The sequence below is a fragment of the Agromyces tardus genome, from assembly GCF_003710805.1.
Taxonomy (GTDB): Bacteria; Actinomycetota; Actinomycetes; order Actinomycetales; family Microbacteriaceae; genus Agromyces; species Agromyces tardus.
The window spans coordinates 1-22,889 of sequence record NZ_RHHB01000029.1; the positions used below are offsets into that span (position 1 = coordinate 1).

21 protein-coding genes are annotated in these 22,889 nt (G+C 72.1%); 14 read left to right on the forward strand and 7 right to left on the reverse strand.

The window, feature by feature from the left end:
• Positions 1-180 precede the first annotated feature (180 nt).
• Complete coding sequence (locus EDM22_RS13160; protein WP_122937546.1) at positions 181-1,482, reverse strand: ABC transporter substrate-binding protein; 1,302 nt, start codon at positions 1,480-1,482, stop codon at positions 181-183.
• 295 nt (positions 1,483-1,777) lie between these two features.
• Here EDM22_RS13160 and EDM22_RS13165 point away from each other — a divergent pair, with 295 nt between their 5' ends.
• Complete coding sequence (locus tag EDM22_RS13165; RefSeq protein WP_122937547.1) at positions 1,778-2,788, forward strand: LacI family DNA-binding transcriptional regulator; 1,011 nt, start codon at positions 1,778-1,780, stop codon at positions 2,786-2,788.
• Between the two features lie 3 nt (positions 2,789-2,791).
• Here the strand turns inward: EDM22_RS13165 and EDM22_RS13170 are convergent, their stop codons facing one another.
• Positions 2,792-3,763: an acetylxylan esterase gene (locus tag EDM22_RS13170; RefSeq protein WP_122937548.1), complete on the reverse strand. Its 972-nt coding sequence runs from the start codon at positions 3,761-3,763 to the stop codon at positions 2,792-2,794.
• 85 nt (positions 3,764-3,848) lie between these two features.
• Here EDM22_RS13170 and EDM22_RS13175 point away from each other — a divergent pair, with 85 nt between their 5' ends.
• On the forward strand, positions 3,849-4,286 hold the full coding sequence (locus EDM22_RS13175) for a DUF7144 family membrane protein (RefSeq protein ID WP_138708087.1): 438 nt from the start codon (positions 3,849-3,851) through the stop codon (positions 4,284-4,286).
• Here EDM22_RS13175 and EDM22_RS13180 read toward each other — a convergent pair.
• Positions 4,210-6,765, reverse strand: coding sequence for an HAD-IC family P-type ATPase (locus tag EDM22_RS13180; RefSeq protein ID WP_122937550.1), 2,556 nt, complete (start codon positions 6,763-6,765; stop codon positions 4,210-4,212). The two genes, EDM22_RS13175 and EDM22_RS13180, sit on opposite strands and share 77 nt — an antisense overlap.
• Before the next feature lie 53 nt (positions 6,766-6,818).
• Here EDM22_RS13180 and EDM22_RS13185 point away from each other — a divergent pair, with 53 nt between their 5' ends.
• Positions 6,819-7,736 (forward strand): carbohydrate kinase family protein, encoded by a 918-nt coding sequence (locus tag EDM22_RS13185; protein ID WP_245989363.1) that lies wholly within the window; start codon positions 6,819-6,821, stop codon positions 7,734-7,736.
• Between the two features lie 41 nt (positions 7,737-7,777).
• Here the strand turns inward: EDM22_RS13185 and EDM22_RS13190 are convergent, their stop codons facing one another.
• Positions 7,778-8,422: a cation efflux transmembrane domain-containing protein gene (locus tag EDM22_RS13190; RefSeq protein ID WP_122937551.1), complete on the reverse strand. Its 645-nt coding sequence runs from the start codon at positions 8,420-8,422 to the stop codon at positions 7,778-7,780.
• A gap of 108 nt (positions 8,423-8,530) precedes the next feature.
• On the opposite strand from EDM22_RS13190, the gene EDM22_RS13195 reads away from it, so the two are divergent.
• Positions 8,531-9,526 carry a TIGR00341 family protein gene (locus EDM22_RS13195; RefSeq protein ID WP_245989373.1) on the forward strand — a complete coding sequence of 332 codons (996 nt, stop codon included), beginning with the start codon at positions 8,531-8,533 and terminating at the stop codon, positions 9,524-9,526.
• Positions 9,527-9,537: 11 nt separating this feature from the next.
• Here the strand turns inward: EDM22_RS13195 and EDM22_RS13200 are convergent, their stop codons facing one another.
• The gene (locus EDM22_RS13200; protein ID WP_245989365.1) at positions 9,538-10,455 is read right to left on the reverse strand and encodes a DNA-3-methyladenine glycosylase family protein; all 918 of its coding nucleotides are present in this window, start codon (positions 10,453-10,455) and stop codon (positions 9,538-9,540) included.
• A gap of 115 nt (positions 10,456-10,570) precedes the next feature.
• On the opposite strand from EDM22_RS13200, the gene EDM22_RS13205 reads away from it, so the two are divergent.
• From EDM22_RS13205 to ligD, 9 genes are all read left to right on the forward strand, one after another.
• Positions 10,571-11,662: a trans-sulfuration enzyme family protein gene (locus EDM22_RS13205; protein WP_122937553.1), complete on the forward strand. Its 1,092-nt coding sequence runs from the start codon at positions 10,571-10,573 to the stop codon at positions 11,660-11,662.
• Positions 11,663-12,010: 348 nt separating this feature from the next.
• Positions 12,011-13,129, forward strand: a complete 1,119-nt coding sequence (locus EDM22_RS13210) for an iron-containing redox enzyme family protein (protein ID WP_245989367.1) — start codon at positions 12,011-12,013, stop codon at positions 13,127-13,129.
• A gap of 178 nt (positions 13,130-13,307) precedes the next feature.
• On the forward strand, positions 13,308-14,318 hold the full coding sequence (locus EDM22_RS13215; RefSeq protein WP_122937554.1) for an SDR family oxidoreductase: 1,011 nt from the start codon (positions 13,308-13,310) through the stop codon (positions 14,316-14,318).
• Positions 14,319-14,756: 438 nt separating this feature from the next.
• On the forward strand, positions 14,757-16,079 hold the full coding sequence (locus EDM22_RS13220; RefSeq protein ID WP_122937555.1) for a hypothetical protein: 1,323 nt from the start codon (positions 14,757-14,759) through the stop codon (positions 16,077-16,079).
• A gap of 116 nt (positions 16,080-16,195) precedes the next feature.
• Positions 16,196-16,630 (forward strand): Hsp20/alpha crystallin family protein, encoded by a 435-nt coding sequence (locus EDM22_RS13225; RefSeq protein ID WP_122937556.1) that lies wholly within the window; start codon positions 16,196-16,198, stop codon positions 16,628-16,630.
• 154 nt (positions 16,631-16,784) lie between these two features.
• On the forward strand, positions 16,785-17,327 hold the full coding sequence (locus EDM22_RS13230; RefSeq protein ID WP_122937557.1) for a YbaK/EbsC family protein: 543 nt from the start codon (positions 16,785-16,787) through the stop codon (positions 17,325-17,327).
• A gap of 124 nt (positions 17,328-17,451) precedes the next feature.
• Positions 17,452-17,613 carry a hypothetical protein gene (locus tag EDM22_RS19625; protein WP_170964131.1) on the forward strand — a complete coding sequence of 54 codons (162 nt, stop codon included), beginning with the start codon at positions 17,452-17,454 and terminating at the stop codon, positions 17,611-17,613.
• Between the two features lie 76 nt (positions 17,614-17,689).
• Complete coding sequence (locus EDM22_RS13235) at positions 17,690-18,394, forward strand: SOS response-associated peptidase (RefSeq protein ID WP_122937558.1); 705 nt, start codon at positions 17,690-17,692, stop codon at positions 18,392-18,394.
• Between the two features lie 10 nt (positions 18,395-18,404).
• The gene (gene ligD / locus EDM22_RS13240) at positions 18,405-19,658 is read left to right on the forward strand and encodes a non-homologous end-joining DNA ligase (protein WP_122937559.1); all 1,254 of its coding nucleotides are present in this window, start codon (positions 18,405-18,407) and stop codon (positions 19,656-19,658) included.
• Positions 19,659-19,691: 33 nt separating this feature from the next.
• On the opposite strand, the gene EDM22_RS13245 is transcribed toward ligD, so the two are convergent.
• On the reverse strand, positions 19,692-20,660 hold the full coding sequence (locus EDM22_RS13245; protein ID WP_122937560.1) for an aldo/keto reductase: 969 nt from the start codon (positions 20,658-20,660) through the stop codon (positions 19,692-19,694).
• A gap of 149 nt (positions 20,661-20,809) precedes the next feature.
• Here EDM22_RS13245 and EDM22_RS13250 point away from each other — a divergent pair, with 149 nt between their 5' ends.
• On the forward strand, positions 20,810-21,970 hold the full coding sequence (locus EDM22_RS13250; RefSeq protein WP_122937561.1) for a N(5)-(carboxyethyl)ornithine synthase: 1,161 nt from the start codon (positions 20,810-20,812) through the stop codon (positions 21,968-21,970).
• Here EDM22_RS13250 and EDM22_RS13255 read toward each other — a convergent pair.
• On the reverse strand, positions 21,952-22,860 hold the full coding sequence (locus EDM22_RS13255) for a helix-turn-helix transcriptional regulator (RefSeq protein WP_122937562.1): 909 nt from the start codon (positions 22,858-22,860) through the stop codon (positions 21,952-21,954). The two genes, EDM22_RS13250 and EDM22_RS13255, sit on opposite strands and share 19 nt — an antisense overlap.
• Positions 22,861-22,889: the final 29 nt, after the last annotated feature.

Consider the following 22,889-nt stretch of genomic DNA (forward strand, 5'->3'; position numbering starts at 1 on the left):
CCCGGCGGCGGGGCGGGCCCGCCGGGTGCGCGAGACGCGTGGCGGGCGGCCCGCGGCATCCGCTCGCCGCAGCTCGGCTGCCAGCGGGTCGGATGCCGCGAGGGCGGCGGGCGGGGGCGTGCCCTCGGTCTCAGTCAGGTTGGACATGTCGGTCCTCCGGGGTCGCCCCCGCCTCCTCGATCAGCCCTCGACCTCGGCGCGGGCGTCGGCCCACTTCGAGTTGAGCTCGGCGAAGTAGGAGTCCTTGTCGCCGTCGGCGGCACCGCGGGCGATGTCCACGAGCTTCTGGCGGTACAGGTTGCCCCACAGGTCGATCTCGGCGGTATTGAAGATGTCGGTCAGCAGACTCTCCTTGCCGGCCGGGGCGGGCGTCAGCTCGACGTACTCGACCCCGAGCGTGTCGAAGTCCGCGAGGGTCGCCGGCGTGGGGCCGTCGAGGGTCGGTGCGATGCCGCCCTGGTCCTCGGCGTAGCCCGACTCGTTCGCGAACCAGTCGATCCAGGCACGCGCGGCGGCCTTGTGCTCGGAGTGGATGTTGACGGCGTTCTTGTAGTCGCCCGAGATGGTCGAGTGGAACGCGCCGTCGACCTGGTTCGGGAACGGCCAGTAGCCGATGTCGTCGGCCGACCCGCCCGCGTCCTCCGCGGCCTGCTGCATCTGCACGACGGCCCACGAGCCGAGCACCATCGCACCGACCTTGCCGCTGCCGAGGAGTCCCTTCGACTCCTCCCAGTTGGTGGTCAGCGGGTCCTCCTCGGTGAGGCCCTCGTGCACGGCGTCGAACAGGAGCGAGTCGATGAGGTAGTGGTCCTCGCCCTTCGACCAGGGGTCGTCGATCTCGGTGTAGTGGATCGGCGCATCCGGGTTCGCGGTGGGCGTGCCCTGGTTGCCCTCCCACTGCGACAGCGGCCAGCCGTCCTTGTAGTTCGTGTAGAGCGGGATGGCGTCGGTGTCGTCCTTGATCGCCTGCAGGGCGTCGAGGAACTCGGCGGGCGTCGTGGGCGCCTCGGTGACGCCCGCCGCCTCGAAGACCTTCTTGTTCACGACGATGCCCGACGCGTTGCCGGTGATGGCGACGCCGTAGGCCTGGCCGTCGTAGGACTGCTCGTCGACGAAGCGGTACTGCTCCTTGAGCTCGTCGACGGTGCCGAGCGGCTCGAAGTAGGTGGCGAGCTGGTCCTTCGTGATCGTGTTCGGAATGAGCAGCACGTCGCCGTAGTCGTCGGTGTTCATGCGCGTCGCGACTTCGCCCTCGTAGTCGGTGATCGCCTCGAACGTGACGTTCACGTCGGGGTACTGCTTCTCGAACTCGGCCTTGTAGTCCTGGAAGACGGTGTCGACGATGTCGGTGCGCTGGGTGAGCACGGTGATGTCGCCGGCGATCGCGTCGGGATCGCCCGAGTCGCCGCCGCCGGCGCAGCCCGCGAGCAGCATCGCGGAGGTCGCGGCGAGCGCGATGCCGCCGATGAGTCTGGTTGCCATGGTTCCTTCTCCTGTTCGGTATCACCGTTGATCCGCTGGAACACGACCGCGACTTCACGTCTTCGGGATCTCCTGGTGCGGTGTTCGCGGGCCAGCGTATGAGCGTGGTCGCGCCGTCGTCAAGCCGGGATGTCAGCGTTGTCTCGACGTGTCCGACGAGTCCATGACGGCATGGTTCTGGCTTTCATCAGGCATTTCATTCCTGCGTTGCCGATGACCTGCCTTCCCGATGTCCGGGAAATGTCCTACGCTGTCATAGGCGGATGCCGCGCCCGCGACGAGATCGGAGCAACCGATGACCACCCAGACCCGGGCCACCCTCGAAGACGTCGCGCGCCTCGCGGGAGTGAGCTCGAAGACGGTGTCGCGCGTCTACGGCGGAGCCGCGAGCGTCTCCCCCACCACGCGCGAGGCGGTGCTCTCGGCGGCGAAGCGGCTCCGATTCCGCCCGAACACGCTCGCCCGCAGCCTCCGCAGCGGCGGCGTCACGAACACGGTCGCGTTCGTCATCGGCGACATCCGCAACCCGTTCTACTTCCACGTGGCCGCGGGCATCGAGCGCGAGCTCGCCGAGCGCGGGCTCACGATGATCCTCGCGACGACCGACGACTCGCCCGACAGCGAATCGGTCGTGGTCGACGCGCTCATCGCGCAGCGGGTGCGGGCGCTGCTGCTCATCCCGATCTCCGACGACCAGTCCTACCTCGAGGGCGAGCGCCAGCTCGGCATGCCCGTCATCAGCGTCGACCGACCCGCGCGCGACCTCGTCGCCGACGCCGTCGTGCTCGACAACCGCAGCGGCATGGCCGAGGCCGTGCGGTCGCTCACGGCGATCGGGCACCGCCGCATCGGGTTCGTGAGCAACCCGTCGGAGATGTACACGCTGCACGAGCGCCTCACCGGCTACCGGGAGGCACTGCGCGAGGTCGGGGTCACCGACACCGCCCGGTGGGAGCGGCTCGACAACGACCCGTCGATCACCGCCGAGGAGGCCGTGCGCTCCCTGCTCGAGAGCGACGATCCGCCCACCGCGATCGTCACGGGCAACAACCGCGCGACCACGGGCGCGATGCGCGTGCTGCGCGAGCGCGGCGGCGACGTGGCGCTCATCGGCTTCGACGACTTCGAACTCGCCGACATGCTCGGCATCTCGGTCGTCGCCTACGACACGATGGAGCTCGGCCGCGCCGCCGCGCGGCTCACCCTCGAACGGCTCGACGACCCCACGGGCTTCACCCGCCAGGTCGTGATCCCGACGCGGCTCGTGCAGCGCGGGTCGGGCGAGATCCCGCCGCCCGCGGCGTAGTCGTCAGCCCGCGAGCCGCGCCGCGAGCCACGCGGCCTGGCGCTGCCAGTGCAGGCCCTGCCCGCCTTCGTGCTCGTTGAACGCGTACTCCACGACCTCGGCGCCGACGCCGTGGTGGTTCGCCGCGGCGTAGACCGTCGACGGCGGGCAGATCGGGTCCATGAGCGCCACCGAGACGAGCGAGGGCGCCGTCGCGCGCTTCGAGAAGTGGATGCCGTCGAAGTAGGCGAGCGTCGAGAAGACCGTCTCGGCGGCGTCGCGGTGCACCGCGAGGTAGCGCACGATCTCGTTGTAGGGGTCGCGGTCGGTGAGGCCCACCGCCCGCTCGAAGTGGCTGAGGAACGGCACGTCGGGCATCGCGCCCACGAGCCCCTCCACGAGACCGGCCGCGGCGATGGCGATGCCGCCGCCCTGGCTGCCGCCGGTCACGGCCACGCGCGACGCATCGACGACGTCGAGCGAGCGCACCGCGTCGACGGCCAGCACCGCATCGGTGAAGACGCGGCGGTAGTAGTAGTCGGCGGGGTCGTCGATGCCGCGGGTCATGAAGCCGGGGAACGAGGCGCCCGTCCCGTGCGGGTCGGGCGTGCTGCCGCCGGTCCCCCACGCGCTGCCCTGTCCGCGGGTGTCCATGAAGAAATGGGCGTACCCGGATGCCGCCCACTGCAGCCGCTCGTGCGGCAGGCCCCGCCCGCCGCCGTAGCCGTTGTACTCGACGACCGTGGGCAGCGGCCCCGCGGCATCCGCCGGCACGAGGAACCAGCCCCGCACCGGGTCGCCCGCGTAGCCCGAGAACTCGACGTCGTAGACCTCGACGAGCGAGAGCGGCGAGTCGACCCGCGTGAGCCGGGGCGGCTCGGCGACGGCACGGGACTCGGCGAGCGTCGACTGCCAGAACGCGTCGAAGTCGACCGGTTCGGCGACCTCGGGCCGGTACGTGCGGAGTTCGTCGGCGGGCAGGTCGAACCGGGGCATGCGGGCTCCTTCGCGGGATGACGGGTTCGGGCGGACCGGAGGCTCAGCGTAGCGGAGCGGTTCGGCGACCGGGTACGGTCGGCGGGTGAGGAGCCCCAGCGATGCGCCCCGGCCGCCCGTGCGGGTGGTGCTCGTCGTGGTGCTCGCCTACATCGTGGGCGTCGTCGACATCGTCGCCGGCGTGGTGCTCATCTTCCTGCGCTACCTGCCCGACGTGCAGCGCGAAGGGGACCAGACGGTGGTCACGATCTGGGGCGCTGTCATGATCCTGGCCGGGCTGTTCGTGATCGCCGTGGCGTCGGGGCTCACGCGCGGCCGCCACGATGCGCGCGTGCTCGCGTCGATCGCGGTGGGGCTCTCGGCGCTCATCGCCGTGATCGACGTCTTCGTCACGCCGACCGCCCTCTGGTGGCGGCTCGCCGTCGTCGTCGTCGCGGGGCTCGTGCTCATCGCGCTGTGGGCGGGCCGGTCGGGCGCGTTCTTCCGCGAGGCGGAACTGCGGCGGCGTCCGGGGCAGGAGTGATCCGCGAGGCCTGATCGCGCGCCACGATGCGTCGGTGCACGAACCGCACGATCTCGATGCCGGCGATCGCGACGACGGCGGTCGCGAGCACGAGCAGCGCCGTCGGCAACGACAGGGGCACGAACTCGAGGAAGTCCGCCACGAACGGCACCAGGAACGAGAGCACGAGCCCGATCATCATCGACCCGACGATGAGGATCTTCCAGCCGTCGATGGGGCGCGACAGCACCGTGAGCACCCACAGGCCCACGATCCCGAGGATGAGCGTCGACCCCGTGCGCAGCTCCTGCTGGCCGATGCCGAGCCCGTCGACGATGCGGCTGTAGGCGGTGAGCGAGAGCCCGATCACGATGCCCGCGGGGAGGGCGAACGTGAGCGAGCGGTGCAGGAACCCGGGAAGGTAGCGGCGCAGGTTCGGCATGAGCGCGAGGAAGAACGCGGGGATGCCGATCGTGAGCCCGTCGGTGAGCGACAGCTGCCGCGGCAGGAACGGGAACTCGAGCAGCATGATGCCGAAGAGCACGGCGAGCAGCGTGGCGTAGGCGGTCTTCGTGAAGAACAGCATCGAGACGCGCTCGATGTTGGCGATCACCTGGCGTCCCTCGGCGACGACGCCCGGCAGGTTCGCGAACCTCCCGTCGAGCAGCACGACGCGCGCCACGGCCTTCGTGGCGGGCGATCCCGACTCCATGGCGATGCCGATGTCGGCCTGCTTGATGGCGAGCGCGTCGTTGACGCCGTCGCCGGTCATCGCGACGACGTGCCCGCGCTCCTGCAGCGCCGTGACGATCGCGCGCTTCTGGTCGGGCGTGACGCGGCCGAACACGACGTGCTCGTCGAGCACCCGGCCGAGCTCGGCCGAGTCGACGGGCAGCTCGCGCGCGTCGAATCCCTCGTCGGCGTCGAGGCCCACCTCCCGGGCGATCGCGGCGACCGTCTGCGGGTTGTCACCCGAGATGATCCGCACCGCCACGTCCTGCTCGGCGAAGTACGCGAGCGTCTCACGGGCGTCGCCGCGCACCTGCTCGCGGAACGTCAGCAGCGCCACCGGGACGAGCCCGGCGGGCAGCCGCTCCACGTCGGCGTCCTCCTCGGTCATGAGGTGCGGGCTGTGCGCCAGCACGAGCGTGCGGCGGCCGGTGGCGGCGAGCTCGGCGGCTCGGGCGAGCACGGCGTCGGGCGCGGCATCCGGTGCCCGCGGAGTCGCCGCGAGCGGCAGGTCGGCACCGCGCCCCTCCGACCCGTAGGCGGATGCCGCGAACACCATCTCGGGCCCGCCGAGCACCCAGGTGCCGAGCCCGTCGAACGCGACCGCGCTCCACTTGCGCGCCGACGAGAACGGGATGCGCGCCGCCGGCTCGAGCTCGCGCCCCACGGGAAACGGCGCCGCAAGGCATCGCGCGGTGGCGTTCGCCTCGGGCTCGGTGCCGTACCAGGCGAGCACGTCGTGGAACCCGGCCGGCTCGGCGCCCACGTCGTGCGCCGCGTCGAAGACGATCTCGCCCTCGGTGAGCGTTCCGGTCTTGTCGAGGCAGATGAGGTCGACCCGTGCGAGCACTTCGACGGCGGCGAGCTCCTGCACGAGCACGTTCCGTCGCGAGAGCTTCACGGCGCCCACCGCGAACGCGATGCTCGTCATGAGCACGAGACCGAGCGGCACCATCGCCACGACCGACGCGACCGTGCGCACGACGGCGTCCTGCCAGGCGCCCGTCTCGATCGCCGACGGCCAGCCCCCGGCGTTCACCATCTGCGCGTTGAGCACGAGCAGGCCCACCGGTCCGATGATCCACGCGACCCAGCGCAGCACCCGGTCGATCGATCGTCGCAGCTCCGAGGCGACGAGCGAGAACTGCTTGGCCTCGCTCGAGAGCCTGTTCGCGAACGAGTCCGCGCCGACCCGCGCGACCACGGCGGTGCCGCTGCCGCCGATCACGATCGACCCCGAGAGCACCTCGTCGCCGATCACCTTGTCGACGGGATCGGATTCGCCCGTGAGCATCGACTCGTCGACCTGCAGGCGATCGGATGCCGCGACCAGCCCGTCGGCCGCGACCTGGTCGCCGGCGCGCAGCACGAGCACGTCGTCGCGCACCACCGCGGCGAGCGCGACCTCCTGCTCCGCGTCGTCGCGGAGCACGCGCGCGTGCGGCGCGTGGATCAGCGCGAGCTTGTCGAGCGAGCGCTTCGCCCGGTACTCCTGCACCGATCCGATGACCATGTTGAAGATCGCGGCGAAGCCGAAGAGGGAGTCCTGCCACCGCCCGATCACGAGCAGCACGAGGAAGCAGCCGAGCACGATCGCGTTGAAGAGCGTGAAGACGTTGGCGCGCACGATGCTCCACACGCTGCGGCTCGTGGGGCTCTCGAACACGTTCGATTCGCCGCGCGCGACGCGCTCCGCGACCTCGGCCGCGGTGAGTCCTCGGGGTTCGACCTCGATCGTCGCCACCCGGTCATCACACCACACCCGCGGCATCCGGGGCAGGATGGACGCGGACCGCGACGGCCGCGGCCCGAACGGAGGCGTACGTGAGCGGCAAGGTGGTCATCTCGGGACCGGCATCGTGGAACCGCATCGTGCTGCTCGAGCACCTGCCCGAGCCGGTGCCGCACATGCAGTTCGCGCTCGGCGACCACGAGACCGTGGGCGGCACGTCGGCGGGCAAGGCACTGGGACTCGCTGGCCTCGGCCGCGAGGTCGAGCTCTTCACGCTCATCGGGTCGGATGCCGACGGCGAGCGCCTGCGCGACGTGCTCGGCCGCGTCCCGGGCCTCGAGCTCGACGTGGTCGAGGGCAGGGTGACCGAGCGGCACCTCAACCTGATGACGCCCGTCGGCGAGCGGGTGTCGCTCTACCTCTCCACCCCCGACGACGAGCCGGGACCCGACGACGGCCGCATCGAGGCCGCCATGGAGGACGCCGCCGTGATCGTCATGGACCTCTCGCCGCGCTCGCGCCGGCTGCTGCCCGACGCGCGTGCGTGCGGCCGGCCGATCTGGACCGACCTGCACGACTTCGACGGCGAGTCGGAGTTCCACAGGCCGTTCCTCGAGGCCGCCGACGTGATCTTCATGAACGCCGACCGCATCGGCGACGACCCGGTCCCGTTCCTGCGGCACTGCGTCGAGGAGGGCGCGTCGCTCGCGGTGTGCACGCTCGGCGCACGCGGCGCCGTCGCGGTCGCCGCGGGGGGCGCGGGGGCCGGGGGCGCGCCCGGCGACGGCACGGCCGACGGCGAGCGGATGTCGGTGCACGAGGTCGCCGCGGTCCCCGTCGACGTGCTCGACACGAACGGCGCGGGTGACGCGTTCATGGCCGGCGTGCTGCACGCGACGCTCGAGGGGGCCGCGCTCGACGAGGCCCTCGCCGCGGGCGCGCGCCACGCGGCATCCGTGCTGACGACCCGCCACCTGCACCCGAGCCTCGACGCGCTGCTCGGCGGCTGACCGGCGCCTGACCGACGGCTGACCGACGGCCGCGCGCCGCGTCAGCCGGCGTCGTCGAGGTCGCCGAGCACCTCGAGCGGCGACTCGACGTCGCCCCGCCACGCCTCGACGCCCTCGCGCACCGCGAGCGCGGCGACCACGAGGGCCGCGACGGAGTCCGCCCACATCCAGCCGAACAGCGCGTTGAGGAGCAGGCCGAGCAGCACCGTGCCCGAGAGGTAGGCGCAGAGCAGCAGCTGCTTCGAGTCGGCCACCACGCTGCGGGAGCCCAGCTCGCGGCCGGTGCGGAACTCGAACCACGCCAGCAGCGGCATGACGATGAGGCTCAGCGTCGCGATCGCGATGCCGAGCGGGCTCTGCTCGACGGCCTGCGCGCCGCTGAGGGTGAGGATCGCGTCGACCGTCACGTAGGCGGCGAGCGCGAAGAACGCGATGGCGATCGCCCGCACGGTGGGTCGCTCCCAGCGCTCAGGGTCCTTCCGCGTGAACTGCCACGCCACGGCCGCCGCCGAGAGCACCTCCACGACGGAGTCGAGCCCGAAGCCGATCAGTGCCGCCGACGAGGCGATCGACCCCGCAGTGATCGCCACGATCGCCTCGATCACGTTGTAGGCGATCGTGATGCCCACGATGAAGCGCACGCGGCGGTGCAGCCGCGCCCGGCGCTCGGCGCCGATGGCGGTCATCGGAGCAGCAGGCCGGGGGGCCGGGTCGGCGTGGTCACGGGGTCGATGGTACCCGCGCGGCATCCGCCCGCTCGGGCCGCCGGGTGCGATCATGCCCACGTGACCACGATGACGCAGATCCTGCTGCCGTCCGAGAAGCGCAACCCGGCGAAGGCCCTGCTCGACCAGCTCGACCTCGACTCGGGCGAGCGGATCCCGAAGCGCAGCGGCTTCGGGATCATGCTGCTGCTCTCGGCCGTGATCGCCACGGCCGGCGTGATCACCGACTCGACGGCCACGGTGATCGGCGCGATGATCATCGCCCCCCTCGGCACGCCGATCCTCGGCATCGCGATCGGCATCGTGACGGGCCGGGGCGGGCTGGTCGCGCGCTCGACGCTCTGGGTCGCCGGCGGCCTCGCGGCGGTCGTCGCGATCGGCGCGCTCTTCTCGTTCGCGGTGGTCGATCCGGGCGACCTCGCGTCGAACTCGCAGGTCGCCGGCCGTACCTCGCCCACGCTCATGGACCTCGTCGCCGCGCTCGCGACCGGCGTCGCGGGCGCCTTCGCGATGTGCCGCCGCGACCTCAGCGCGGTGCTGCCCGGCGTCGCGATCGCGATCTCGCTCGTGCCGCCGCTCGCGGTCGTGGGCGTCTGCGCCGGGCAGGGCCAGTGGAACCTCGCGTTCGGCGCCTTCCTGCTGTTCTTCTCGAACGTCGTGGCGATGATCATCGCGGGCAGCGCGGTGTTCACGCTCGCCGGGTACACCCGGGACCCGGATGCCCTGCCCGCGCGCCGGGCCAGGGCCTACGCGATCGTCGCCGTGCTCACCGTGGTGATGCTGCTGCCGCTCGCGTTCAACACGCTCCTCGTGCTGGTGAAGGCGCAGTGGACGGCCGACATCTCGTCGGCGACGACCGAGTGGCTCGGCGACGACTTCGAGGGCGAGTTCCAGGGCATCGAGTGGGACAACCTGACCGCGCGGGTCGCCGTGGAGTCGCCCGACGGCGACGTGCCGCAGGTCGCCGGCCTGCGGAGCCTGCTCTCCTCGAAGCTGCCCGGCCTGGTGTCCGTCGAGCTGAACGTCTCCGATGGCGTCGTGGTGCCGGTGCTCCCCGCGCCGTGAGCGGCGGCCGATCAGATCGCGCGGTGGTCGACGAACGCCATGCGCGGGCCCCGGCGCGGCCGCCCCCGCGCCCCGGCCGCCATCAGCAACCGGATGACCCGGTAGCGGTGCCCGGCCCACGGCGCGAGCGCCTCGAGCATCTCGTCGTCGGTCATGTCGCGGCCGTGCAGGGCGTGACCGACGTAGTTCGCGAGATGGTAGTCGCCGACCGAGACGGCGTCGGCGTCGCCGAGCGCGCGCTGGGCGACCTCGGCGGCGGTCCACGCGCCCACCCCGGCGAAGTGGGTGAGGCGGGCCATGGCATCCGCCCGACCCATGCCCGCCGCTTCGTCGATGCGGGACGCGGACGCCGCGACCCGCTGCACGGTGGCCGCGCGTCGCGGATCGACGCCCGCTCGGTGCCACTCCCACGACGGGATCGACCGCCAGCCCCCGGGCGAGGGCACGACGCGCATCGGCCTCGGCGTGGGCCCGGGCGCGGGCTCGCCGAAGCGCAGCACGAGCCGCCGCCACGAGGCGTGCGCCTGCAAGGTGATGACCTTCTGCTCGAGCACCGCGGGCACGAGCGCCTCGAAGACGCGCCCCGTGCGCGGCACGCGGAGGCCGGGGTTGCGGCGGTGCGCGTCGGCGAGCTCGGGGATGCCGGGCACGAACGTCGCCGCGTCGTCGTCGGCGCCGAGCATGGCGGGCGCGCTGTGCGCGGCGGCATCCGCCCCCTCACCCCACGCGTCGCAGCGGAACCCGCCGTCGGGACGCCGCGCGATGCGCACGGTGGCCGTTCCCGCCTCGGTGCGGGTCGTGCGCCAGACCGCCCCGCCCGCGTCGACGAGGAACGTGGGGTCGCCCGGGCCGCGCCGCAGCGGGCCGATCGTCTGGTGCAGGTCGGTCTCGTGCGGTGGGTGCCAGGTGAGGCTCGCGTCCGCAGTCACCACACCAGTGTGCGCCATGCCGCCGACTGCGCGTCCCGGATCGGGGAGGATCGAGGGTGGGCACCGCCGCAGCGCAGCGGAACCGCCCGCAGTCCCCCGAGCCGAGGAGCACCACATGTCGAACGCCGAGCACGCGGCATCCGCGCACGAGACCCTGCACCGCGAGACGATCGCCGTGCACGCGGGGCGGCCGCCGCGCACGCCCGACGCGCCGCTCAGCACGCCCGTGCATCTCGCGTCGACGTTCGTCGCGGGCGGCCCCGTGGCCTACGGCCGCTACGGCAACCCTTCGTGGGACGCCTTCGAGGAGGCGCTCGGCGCCCTCGAGGGCGGCCGGTGCGTGTCGTTCGCGTCGGGCATCGCGGCGATCGCGGCCGTGTTCGACCTCGTGCCCACGGGCGGGGTGGTCGTGGCCCCGCGTCACTCCTACACCGGCACCATCGGCCAGCTGAACGACCTCGCCGCGAGCCGGGGCGTGACCGTGCGCTTCATCGACGTGCGCGACACGCAGGGCATCGCGGATGCCGCGGCCGGCGCCGACCTCGTCTGGATCGAGTCGCCCACCAACCCGGCACTCGAGGTCGCCGACCTCACCGCGATCGGCCGCGCCGCGCGCGACGCCGGAGCCCTCTTCGCGGTCGACAACACATTCGCGACCCCGTTGCTGCAGCGCCCGCTCGAGGTCGGGGCGCACTTCTCGGTGCACTCGGCGACGAAGGCCATCTCGGGGCACAGCGACGTGGTCATGGGCGCCGTCGTCGCCGCCGACGACGAGCTGCGCGCCCGCATCGTCGCCCGGCGCAGCCTGAACGGCGCCATTCCGGCCCCGCTCGAGTCGTTCCTCGCGCTGCGCGGACTGCGCACCCTGCCCGTGCGCCTCGAGCGCGCGCAGGCGACGGCGCAGGCGCTCGTGACTCGGCTCGAGGGGCATCCGCGCATCGAGGAGGTGCGGTACCCTGGCTTCGGCACGATCATCTCGATCGTCGTGCGCGGCAGCGTCGAGGAGGTCGAGCGCTTCGCGGACTCCACGCGCGTGTGGGTGCACGCGACGAGCCTCGGCGGGGTGGAGTCGACGCTCGAGCGGCGCCGGCGCTGGCCCGCGGAGGCCGAGACGATCCCCGAGGGGCTCGTGCGCCTCTCGGTGGGGCTCGAGCACGTCGACGACCTCGCGCGCGACCTGGAGCGGGCGCTCGACGCGCTCGCCTGAGCAGCCGCCGGTCGAGTAGCGCGAAACGCGTATCGAGACCCACCCCGCCGGTCGAGCAGCGCGAAGCGCGTATCGAGACCCACCCCGCCGGTCGAGTAGCGCGAAGCGCGTATCGAGACCCACCCCGCCGGTCGAGTAGCGCGAAGCGCGTATCGAGACCCACCCCGCCGGCGGTCTCGATACGGCGCTGCGCGCCTACTCGACCCACGAAGGTCTCGATACGGCGCTGCGCGCCTACTCGACCGGCAGGGACGCTGCGCGCCTACTCCACGAGCAGGGGGGACTCAAGCCCCTGTCGGGCGGTGGCCTGCGCTCCTAACGTGGGCACACGATCATCCAGGAGGACGTGTGACGCTCACCGGGACCGACGGGTCCCTCGACAGGCGGACGCCGACGACGGCGAACGCCGACGCGACGACTCCGACGGCCGTGCCGGCCGCGGGACTGAGCCCGTGGCGCCCGATGGCGCCGCCCGCCCCGCGCGGCCCGCTCAGCGCAGCACTGCTCCGGCTCCTGATGCGCCGCCGGCTCGCGACCCTCGACCACGTGGATGCCGCGGCCACCGGCCTGCTCGCGCGCACCGCCGATGCGCTCACCGACGCCGACCTGCAGCTCTCGCTCTTCCTGCTCTACGAACTCCACTACGGCGGGATCGAGGAGGTTCCCGACTCGTGGGAGTGGGAGCCCAAGCTGCTCGCCGCGCGCCAGTCGCTCGAGCGCGCCTTCGAACTGGCGCTCCGCAACGCCGTGCCCCACAGCGAACCGGACCACGACGTGCCCTCGGCACTCGCCGACCTCATCGCGCGCGCCGAGCCACCACGGCTCGGGGCGTTCATCGAGCACGACGCGACAGTCGACCAGGTGCGCGAGGTGCTGGCGTGCCGCTCGATCTCCGCCCTGCACGAGGCCGACGCCCACAGCTGGACGATCCCGCGGCTGCACGGCGCAGCCAAGTCGGCGCTCGTCGAGATCCAGTCCGAGCGGTACGGGGGTGGCCAGCCGGGGCGGATGCACGCCACGACGTTCGCCCGCTGCCTGCGCGGCGCGGGCCTCGACGACCGGTACGGCGCCTACGCCGACCACGTGCCCACCGCCGTCTACACCTCCGCGAACGTGATGTCGCTGTTCGGCCTGCAACGGCGGCTACGAGGGGCGAGCGTGGGCCATCTCGCGGCCTACGAGTCCACGTGGTCGCTGCCCGTCGGCGCGTGCGCGAACGGGATGCGGCGGCTCGGGCTCGGCGACGACGTGATCGCGTACTTCGACGAGCACGCCCGCGCCGACGCCGGGCTCGAACACCTCGCGACGCACGACCTCGCCGGCGCACTCGCGGAGGAGGAACCCGATCTCGCCGCCGACATCCTCTTCGGCGCCGCAGCGTGCCTCTTCATCGACGGACGCCTCTGGTCCGGCGTCCTGTCGCGGTTCCGCGCGGGCGATCCGGCGCTGCTGCAGCCGCTCGACTGAGGGATCCGTCGATCGAGTAGCGCGAAGCGCGTATCGAGATCACAACCGCGTAGGTCCGTCGATCGAGTAGCGCGAAGCGCGTATCGAGATCTCGTCCGACGGGTCTCGATACGGCGCTGGCGCGCCTGCTCGACCGGCGGGGGTCGCGGCATCCGCGCTCGGGTGTCAGGCTGGGGCGATGACCGGCAAGCGCATCCTCTTCATCGGCGGCAGTGGCGTCATCAGCTCGGCGTGCGTGGCGCGCGCCGTCGCGCAGGGGCACGAGGTGAGCGTGCTCAACCGCGGCGCGTCATCGTCGATCCGCCCGCTGCCCGACGAGGTGCGCACGATCGTCGCCGACATCCGCGAGCCCGACTCGGTGCGTGCGGCGCTCGGCCACGGCACGGGCAGCCCGCAGGAGTTCGACGTGGTGTGCGAGTTCCTCGCCTTCACGCCCGAGCACGTGCGCACCGACCTCGAGTTGCTCGAGGGCCGCATCGGCCAGTACGTCTTCATCAGCTCGGCGTCCGCGTACCAGACCCCGCCGAGCCGGCTGCCGGTCACCGAGTCGACGCCGCTCGTGAACCCGTTCTGGCAGTACTCGCGCGACAAGATCGCCTGCGAGGACCTGCTCATCGGGGCGCTGCGCGAGCGGGGCTTCCCGGCCACGATCGTGCGCCCGTCGCACACCTACGACCGCACGCTGCTGCCGACGACCGGCGGCTGGACCGACATCGCCCGCATGCGCGCCGGCAAGCCCGTGGTGGTGCACGGCGACGGCACGAGCCTCTGGACCATCACGCACCACACCGACTTCGCGGTCGCGTTCGTGGGCCTGCTCGGCAACCCGTTCGCCGTCGGCGACACCTTCCACATCACGGGCGACCACGCTCCGACCTGGAACCAGGTCTACGGCTGGCTGGCGGATGCCGCGGGCGCGCCCGATGCCGAGTTCGTGCACGTGGCATCCGACACCATCGCGGCCGTGCACCCCGAGTGGGGACCGGGCCTGCTCGGCGACAAGTCGCACTCGATGGTGTTCGACAACGCGAAGGTGAAGGCGCTCGTGCCCGAGTTCGCCACGACGATCACGTTCGACGAGGGCGCGCGGGAGATCATCGCCTTCTACGACGCACACCCCGACCTGCAGCTCGTCGACCCCGTGGCCGACGACGCGTTCGAGCGCATCCTGGCGCTGCCGCGCGGCTGACCCGCCCGCCGGTCGAGTAGCGCGAAGCGCGTATCGAGACCCGCCCGCCGGTCGAGTAGCGCGAAGCGTATCGAGACCCACCCCGCCGGTCGAGTAGCGCGCAGCGCGTATCGAGACCCGCCCGCCGGTCGAGTAGCGCGAAGCGTATCGAGACCCACCCCGCCGGTCGAGTAGCGCGCAGCGCGTATCGAGACCCCGTCGACGAGGGTCTCGATACGGCGCTTCGCGCCTACTCGACCGGCGGAGCCCGAGGGTCTCGATACGGCGCTTCGCGCCTACTCGACCGGCGGAGCCCGAGGGTCTCGATACGGCGCTTCGCGCCTACTCGACCGGCGGAGCCCGAGGGTCTCGATACGGCGCTTCGCGCCGACTCGACCGGCGGGAGGATCCCCCACGGGTATCCTCGAAGCAGACGGGTACGGGCGAGGGGGAACGCTCATGACGCGATTCGCTGGGCTGCCGTTCGTCGTGATCGACGACGGGACGCTTCCGGCCGACACGGTGCCCCGGCTGCTGCCCTTCGCCACGTCGGTCGCGGTGGTCGCCCCGACGAGCGAGAGCGACCTCGCCGCCCAGTTCGTCGAGGCGGGCATTCCCGCGACCGTGCACGCCCACGGCGGCGCCCTGCTCCGGCAGGCGGCCGCGCACTCCGTCGGAGCCGCGCGGCGTCGCTCGCGTCACGCGCACGCCCCGGTGACTGAGTCGGATGCCGCGACCTCGCCGGATGCGACCGGCACCGCGGCGGCGGATGCTGCCGGGTCGCGCGACGCGGCCGCGTCGAGTGCCGCGCCAGACCCGCGCGACCGCCGCGGCCTGGGCCACGCCGTGGAACTCGGCGCGTCGGACGCGATGACGATCGTCGTGACCGGACCGCCCGACGACCCCGGGGACTGGATGCGCTGCGCGCTCCTGGGTGTCTCGGGCCTCACTCGGGGCGGACGGGTCATCGTGCCCATGCTGGTGCTGGCCGACGGCGAGCTGCCCGAGGGTCCGGTGGTCGCGCTGAGCGCCGGCGACGCGTCATCCGGGTATGAGGAGATCCTCGCGGCGGGCCTCGCCCAACGCCTGGAGCGGCCGGTCGAGCTGATCTCGTCGGCGGCCGACGGCGCCGATCCAGAGTCCGACGAGCCGTCCCCCGCCGAGCGGCTCGCCCACGACGCCGGCGTCGCGTGGGTGCGCCGCTCGCTCGACGACCCGCTCGGCGAGGTGCTCTCCCGTCGTGAGCGGATCGGTGCGGTCGTGACGACCGTGGTCGACGTCGCCGAGGGATCCACGCTCGAGCCCGGCGGCGACCTGACACCCGACGCTGTGGCATCCGGGAGCCCCCGCACCGCGATCGAGGTACTGCGGGACGCGCCGCACGACGTGATCGTGGTGTTCGACGGTGCGCGCCTGCTGCTCGGCGACGAGCAGGGCCGGCTCATCGCCGACGGCGTGAACGAGGCGCTCGCGGCCGAGGCCGACGACACCGGGGGCGCTGCAGACGACGCGGACGCGCCCGGGCCCGCAGCCGTGCCAGCTCACGTGCCCACGGTCGACATCGTGGGCGTGCGCGTGAGCGCGCCGATGGCGGACTCGATCGCCGATCCCGCGCACGTGGTGTTCGACGAGCCGACCTTCGCGGTTCCGGAAGCCGGCCCCGACGGCCGCACGCCCGACATCCTCACGGGCGTCGCCCGCTCCCTCGCGACGATCGGCGCCGCGCTGGCCTCGGTGGGCACCGGTCGTCACCGCAGCGACGCCGAGGCATCCGCCGACTGAGAATCGACTGAGGAAACCTCGGGTCGGGGGACCTTCTGCCCCGTCGTCGCGTGGGCGCCGAGCGTACCGTCGCTCGCGTCGAAGCCCATGCGGGAATGCACAGGAAGGAGACCGTCATGGCACGCAATCTGGTCCGGTTCGACCCGTTCGCAGAACTCTCGGCGCTGCAGAAGCAGCTCTTCTCCGACGACTGGCTCCGTTCGTCTCGCCGGTCGATGCCGACCACCGACATCTACACCGAGGACGACTCGAAGCTCACCGTCGAGGCGCACCTGCCCGGATTCTCGGAGTCCGACATCGACGTGGACGTCGACCAGGGCGCTCTGGTGATCCAGGCCGAGCGCCACGAGAAGGAGGAGGACAAGGGCAAGAAGTACGTCGTGCGCGAGAGCAGCAGCAGCTACTACCGCCGCATCGCCCTCCCCGAGCAGGCCGATGAGGAGGCCGTGCAGGCGAAGTTCTCCGGCGGGGTCCTCCGTGTCACCGTCCCCTACAAGGCCGTCGCGTCGCCCCGCAAGATCGAGATCGCGACCGGCGACACCTCGTCCTGACCCGGCCGCCCCGAGCCCGGCGGCCCGAACCGCCGGCAGCAGCTGAGGCCCTCGATCTCTCGGGGGCTTCACCTGTGCGAGCGGATGCCGCGGGCCGAGCGGGTGCCGTAGCGGCGCTGCGGCACCGCGCGGCATCCGTCGTACGCTGACCACCATGCGCTTCGGAACCCTCGACTTCACGCAGGCCCTCGACTCGCCCGAGCTGCTCGCGGCGGCGACCGCCGCTGCACTCGGCGCCAGCGAACCGGCGGATGCCGCGGGCGTGCTCGTGTCGGCGATCGACCCGGCGCTCGCCGACACCGCCGCCTTCTGCGAGCACTACGAGATCTCGATGGCCGACGGCGCCAACTGCGTGATCGTGCAGGCCCGCCGCGGCGAGCGCACGTGGTACGCCGCATGCCTCGTGCGCGGGTCCGATCGCGCCGACGTGAACGGCGTGGTGCGCCGCCACCTCGAGGCGCGCAAGCTCTCGTTCGCGCCCATGGATGCGGCCGTCGAACTGACGGGCATGGAGTACGGCGGCATCACGCCCGTCGGGCTGCCCGCGGACTGGCCGATCCTCGTCGACCGGTCGGTCGCGGGCCATGAGCGCCTCATCGTCGGGAGCGGCATCCGCGGGTCGAAGCTGCTCGTGAGCGGGGCGTTCCTCGCGTCGCTGCCGAACGCCGAGGTGCTGCCGCTCGCGCTGACGGGCTGACCGGACGAGCCGGTGTCGCGGCGCGCCTCGTCGCGCATCCGGTGCGCCCACGGGACGCAAGGCCTGTCGCCCGCCGCGGCCCCGGAGTACGGTCGGGAGGAGGACACCGGAAGGAACCCCGATCATGACCGATTTCGTCGACCCGCTCGAAGAACCCCTCGGCTACGACATGGACCCGTCGCGCGCCCGCGCCCTCGCCGAGGAGGAGGAGGCCAACAACGAGGAGGTCGCGCGCGAGCGGGCTGCGGAGGACCGCCGCGAAGCCGAGGCGGAGGGCCTGGAGTAGGGCCCAGCGGCATCCGGGTGCCGGAGTCGCCGGGCGATCCCGCCGCACTGTCGGCGGCCGGGTGGAGACTGGGAACATGTGCGGACGCTTCGCGAACGACGCCAAGGTCGACGAGCTGATCCAGGAGTTCGTGGCGCAGGGCGGTGACTACCGCGACTGGAGGCCGCAGTACTCGATCGCCCCCACCGAGGTCGTGCCGATCGTGCGCGAGCGGCAGAACAAGGAGACCGGCGAGATCGTGCGCTCGGTCGATCCGGCCGTGTGGAACTTCCATCCCTCGTTCATGAAGGACTCGAAGCGGCCGCAGTTCAACACGCGCATCGAGACCGTCTCCACGAACGGGCTCTGGAAGGGCGCGTTCGCGTCGTCCCGCTGCCTCGTGCCGATGCGCGGCTACTACGAGTGGACGGGCGAGCCCGGTCACAAGCAGGCGTTCTTCCTGCACGGCGAGCAGCCGCTGCTCGCCGCGGCCGGCATCTACACCGCGCGCAAGGTCGACGACGAGTGGGAGGTGTCGATGTCGATCATCACCCGTGAAGCGCGGGATGCCTCGGGCGAGGTGCACGACCGCATGCCCGTGTTCCTCGACCGCGACGCGTGGGACGAGTACCTCGCCCCCGTCAAGCTCGACGACGCCGGCAAGCAGCACATGGTCGCCCTGCTCGACGCGGAGTCCGAGAAGGTCGCATCGACCATCACCAACTACGAGGTCGACCGGCGGGTCAACAACTCGCGCACCGTCGACCCGGGCGATCCCACCCTCATCGAGCCGCTGTCGTGAGCGCCGCACCGTGAGCGCCGCACGCGATGCCGAGGTCCTCGAGGTCGACGGCCACGAGGTCCGGGTGAGCCATCCCGACAAGGTCGTCTTCCCGCAGCCCGGCCTCACCAAGCTCGACCTCGTGCGCTACTACCTCGACGTCGCCGACGGCGCGCTCCGGGGTGCCGGCGGCCGGCCGATGGTGCTCAAGCGCTTCGTGAAGGGCATCGAGAAGGAGGCCTTCTTCCAGAAGCGCGTGCCCGAGAACCACCCCGACTTCATCGACACCGCCACGCTGCGGTACGCGTCGGGCACCTCCGCCGAAGAGACGGTGATCCGGGATGCCGCGGGCCTCGCCTGGGTCGTGAACCTCGGCTGCATCGACCTCAACCCGCACCCCGTGCGCGCCGAGGACCTCGACCATCCCGACGAGCTGCGCGTCGACCTCGACCCGATGCCGGGGGTGGACTGGTCGCAGATCGTCGACGTCGCGATGATCGCCCGCGACGTGCTCACCGACCACGGGCTCGTCGGGTGGCCCAAGACCTCGGGCTCGCGGGGCATGCACCTGCTCGTGCGCATCGAGCCGCGCTGGAGCTACCCCGAGGTGCGCCTCGCCGCCGAGTCGCTCGCCCGCGAGGTCGAACGGCGGGCGCCCGGACTCGCGACCGCGCGCTGGTGGAAGGAGGAACGCGGCGAGAGCGTGTTCGTCGACTTCAACCAGAACGCGAAGGACCGCACCGTGGCATCCGCCTATTCGATCCGTCCGCTGCCCGACGCGCGGGTGTCGACGCCGCTCGACTGGGCCGAGGTGCGCGGATGCCGCCCCGAGCAGTTCACCGTGGCATCCGTGCCGCGCCGCTACGCCGAACTCGGCGACCCGCACGCCGGCATCGACGACGCGGCGGGCAGCCTCGACGGCCTGCTGCGGCTCGCCGACGAGCTCGGGCCGGCCGAGAAGGCACCGCGCGGCAAGGGCGGCGACGGGGGCGGAGGCCGCCGGCTGTCGACGATGCCGCTCATCGAGATCGCCCGCACCGAGACGAAGCCCGAGGCGCTCGAAGCGCTCGAACGGTGGAAGGCGAAGCATCCCGAGGTCGTGGCCGCCCTCACCCCCGCCGACGTGCTCGTCGACGGCATGCGCGGTTCGAGCTCGCTCTGGTACCGCGTGCGCGTGAACCTGCAGCACGTGCCCGAGGCCGAGCGGCCCGAGCAGGGCGAGCTCGAGGCCGACTACGACCCGTGGGCCGGGAAGACCTGGCCCACTGGCCGCGACGGCCGCTGAGCGCACGGCGCGGGTCGGCGCAAGCCGCCGCGCTCAGTACCCCGTGGTCTCCCGCACCGTGTAGGCCGACTCGAGCGCCGCCACTTCGTCGTCGGTGAGGTGCACGTCGAGTGCGGCCGCGGCATCCGGCAGGTGATGGGGCTTCGTCGCGCCGACGATCGGCGCGCTGACGACCGGGTTCTTCAGCACCCAGGCGAGGGCGACCTGCGCCATCGGGATGCCGCGCGCCGCGGCGACCCGCTCGACGGCATCGGCGACGGGCTTGTCGGCGTCGCTGAAGCTGCGGTCTGCCACGGGATCGTTCGACGAGCGCTGCGTCGCGCCTCCCCACGGGCGGGCGACGCGACCCTTCGCGAGCGGGCTGTAGGGGATGCTGCCCACGCCCTGGTCGGCGAGCAGGCCGAACATCTCACGCTCCTCCTCGCGGTACATGAGGCTGTACTGGTCCTGCATCGACACGAACCGGGTCCAGCCGTGGGCCGCCGCGGTGTACTGCAGCTTCGAGAACTGCCAGGCGTGCATGGCCGAGGCGCCGAGATACCGCGCCTTGCCCGCCTTCACGACGTCGTGCAGCGCCTCCATCGTCTCCTCGACCGGCACCTGCGGGTCGAACCGATGGATCTGGTAGAGGTCGACGTAGTCGGTGCCGAGGCGCGTGAGCGAGGCATCCACCTGCTCCATGATCGCCTTGCGCGACAGGCCCGAGCCGCCGGGGCCGTCGTGCATCGGGAAGCGCACCTTGGTGGCGAGCACGACGTCCTCGCGACGGCTGTACCTCGTGATGGCGCGACCGACGATCTCCTCCGAGGTGCCGTAGCCGTACACGTTCGCGGTGTCCCAGAACGTGATGCCGAGCTCGACGGCCTGCCGGAAGATCGGCTCGCCGCCCTCGTCGTCGAGCGCCCACTCGTTGAAGCCGCGCGAGGTGTCGCCGAAGCTCATGCAGCCGAGGGCGATGCGGCTGACCTTCAGGCCCGAACTTCCGAGTCGTGTGTAGTGCATGGGGATACCGTGCCTTCCTTGCTCGAGGCCGACGCTACGCGCGGTGCGCGCGCCGAGGGAGGCCCTGCCAGTACGTGGACCGCCGGTCACCCCTGTGTCGTACGCTCGGGGAAGGACGCCGGTTCGACAGACGGCGGCCGGAGGTCACCATGAGCACGACCACCCCGTCCCTCCTCCGACTCGGCATGATGGCCACGTCGCGCAAGCCCGACGAGCGGCGCCTGCCGCTGCATCCGTCGCACCTCGAGCGCATCGACGACGACCTGCGCGCGAACCTCATGCTCGAGCACGGCTACGGTGAGCGCTTCGGCGTGTCCGACGCGCAGCTCGCTGAACTGGTCGGCGCGGTCGCCTCGCGCGAGCAGATCATCGCCGAGGCCGACGTGATCACGCTGCCGAAGCCCCTCGCATCCGACCTCGCCGAGCTGCGTGACGGGCAGGTGCTCTGGGGCTGGCCGCACTGCGTGCAGGACCGGGCCATGACGCAGCACGCCATCGACAAGGGCCTCACGCTCATCGCCTGGGAGGCCATGAACCACTGGAAGGCCGACGGCGGGTTCGGGCTGCACGTCTTCCACAAGAACAACGAGATCGCCGGATACTGCTCGGTGCTGCACGCCCTGCAGCTGTGCGGCTCCACGGGCGACTACGGGCGGCGGCTCAACGCCGTCGTGATCGGCTTCGGCGCCACGGCGCGCGGCGCGGTCACCGTGCTCAACGCCCACGGCATCCACGACGTGCGCGTGCTCACCAACCGCGACACGGCCGCCGTGGGCTCGCCCATCCCGTCGATCGACATCATCCGGTTCGAGCACGACCCCGAGGCCCCGTTCGCGAGCACGGTGAACACCGACGACGGACCGGTCGCGCTCGCGCCCTTCCTCGCCGCGCACGACATCGTGGTCAACTGCACCCTGCAGGACCCGAACGCGCCGCTCACCTACCTCCGCACCGAGGACCTCGGGGCGTTCCGCCCCGGCAGCCTCATCGTCGACGTGTCGATCGACGCGGGCATGGGATTCGAATGGGCACGGCCCACGTCGTTCGCCGACCCCATGTTCACGGTCGGCGACTCCACGAACTACTACGCGGTCGACCACAGCCCGTCGTACCTGTGGAACTCGGCCACGTGGGAGATCAGCGAGGCACTCCTGCCATTCCTCCGCACGGTGATGGAGGGCCCGGAGGCGTGGGCGGCATCCGACACCATCCGCCGCGCGACCGAGATCGAGGGCGGCCGCATCCGCAACGAGGCGATCCTGCAGTTCCAGGGGCGCTCGGCCGAGTACCCCTACGCTCCGCTCGCCTGACGGGATGCCGCCGCGGCATCCGCCTGCTCGGATGCCGATGTCGCGGCCCAGCTCGCCAGCAACTGCAGTCGCTCCTCGCTCGGCGAAGCCGGCTCGGCCGTGTAGGCGAACATGGTGAGCCCCGGATCGGCGGGCAGCTCCATGGCCTCGTAGGCGAGCTCGAGGTCGCCGACCACCGGGTGGTGCAGGTGCTTCACGCCGGTGCGGTGGAAGCGCACGTTGTGGTTCGCCCACTTGGTGCGGAACTCCTCGCTGCGCGTGGAGAGCTCGCCGATGAGCTCCATGAGCCGCCGGTCGTGCGGGTTGCGACCGGCCGTGCCGCGAAGGATGGCGACGAGGTCGTTCGCGCCCTGCTCCCACTCGGGGTAGAAGTCGCGCGAGCGCGGATCGAGGAAGACGAACCGGGCGTTGTTGGCGGGGCGCCCTGGCTCGGCGCTCGCGAAGAGCTCCGAGTAGAGCGCGCGCCCGAGCTGGTTCGTGGCGAGCACGTCCATGTGCTCGTCGCGCACCCACGCGGGCACGCCGATCCATCCGTCGAGCAGTCGCTGCAGGCCCGGGCGAACGTGCTGCGTGAGCGTCGGCCGGCGGCGTGGCGAGAGCGTCGTGCGCAGGGCGCGGGCGAGGTCGAAGAGGTGCGCGGTCTCGGCCTCGTCGAGCTGCAGCGTGCGCGCGATCGAGCCGAGCACCTCGTCGGAGACGCCGTTCAGGTTGCCGCGCTCGAGGCGCGCGTAGTAGTCGACGCTCACGCCCGCGAGCATCGCCACCTCCTCGCGCCGGAGGCCGGGCACCCGGCGGTGGCCGCCACCGCCGCCGGCGAGGTTCACCTGCTCGGGGCTGATCCTGGCCCTGCGCGACCGCAGGAAGTCGCGGATCTCTGCGCGTTGGTCCATGCAGCACACGGTACGCCGACCCCGGTGCG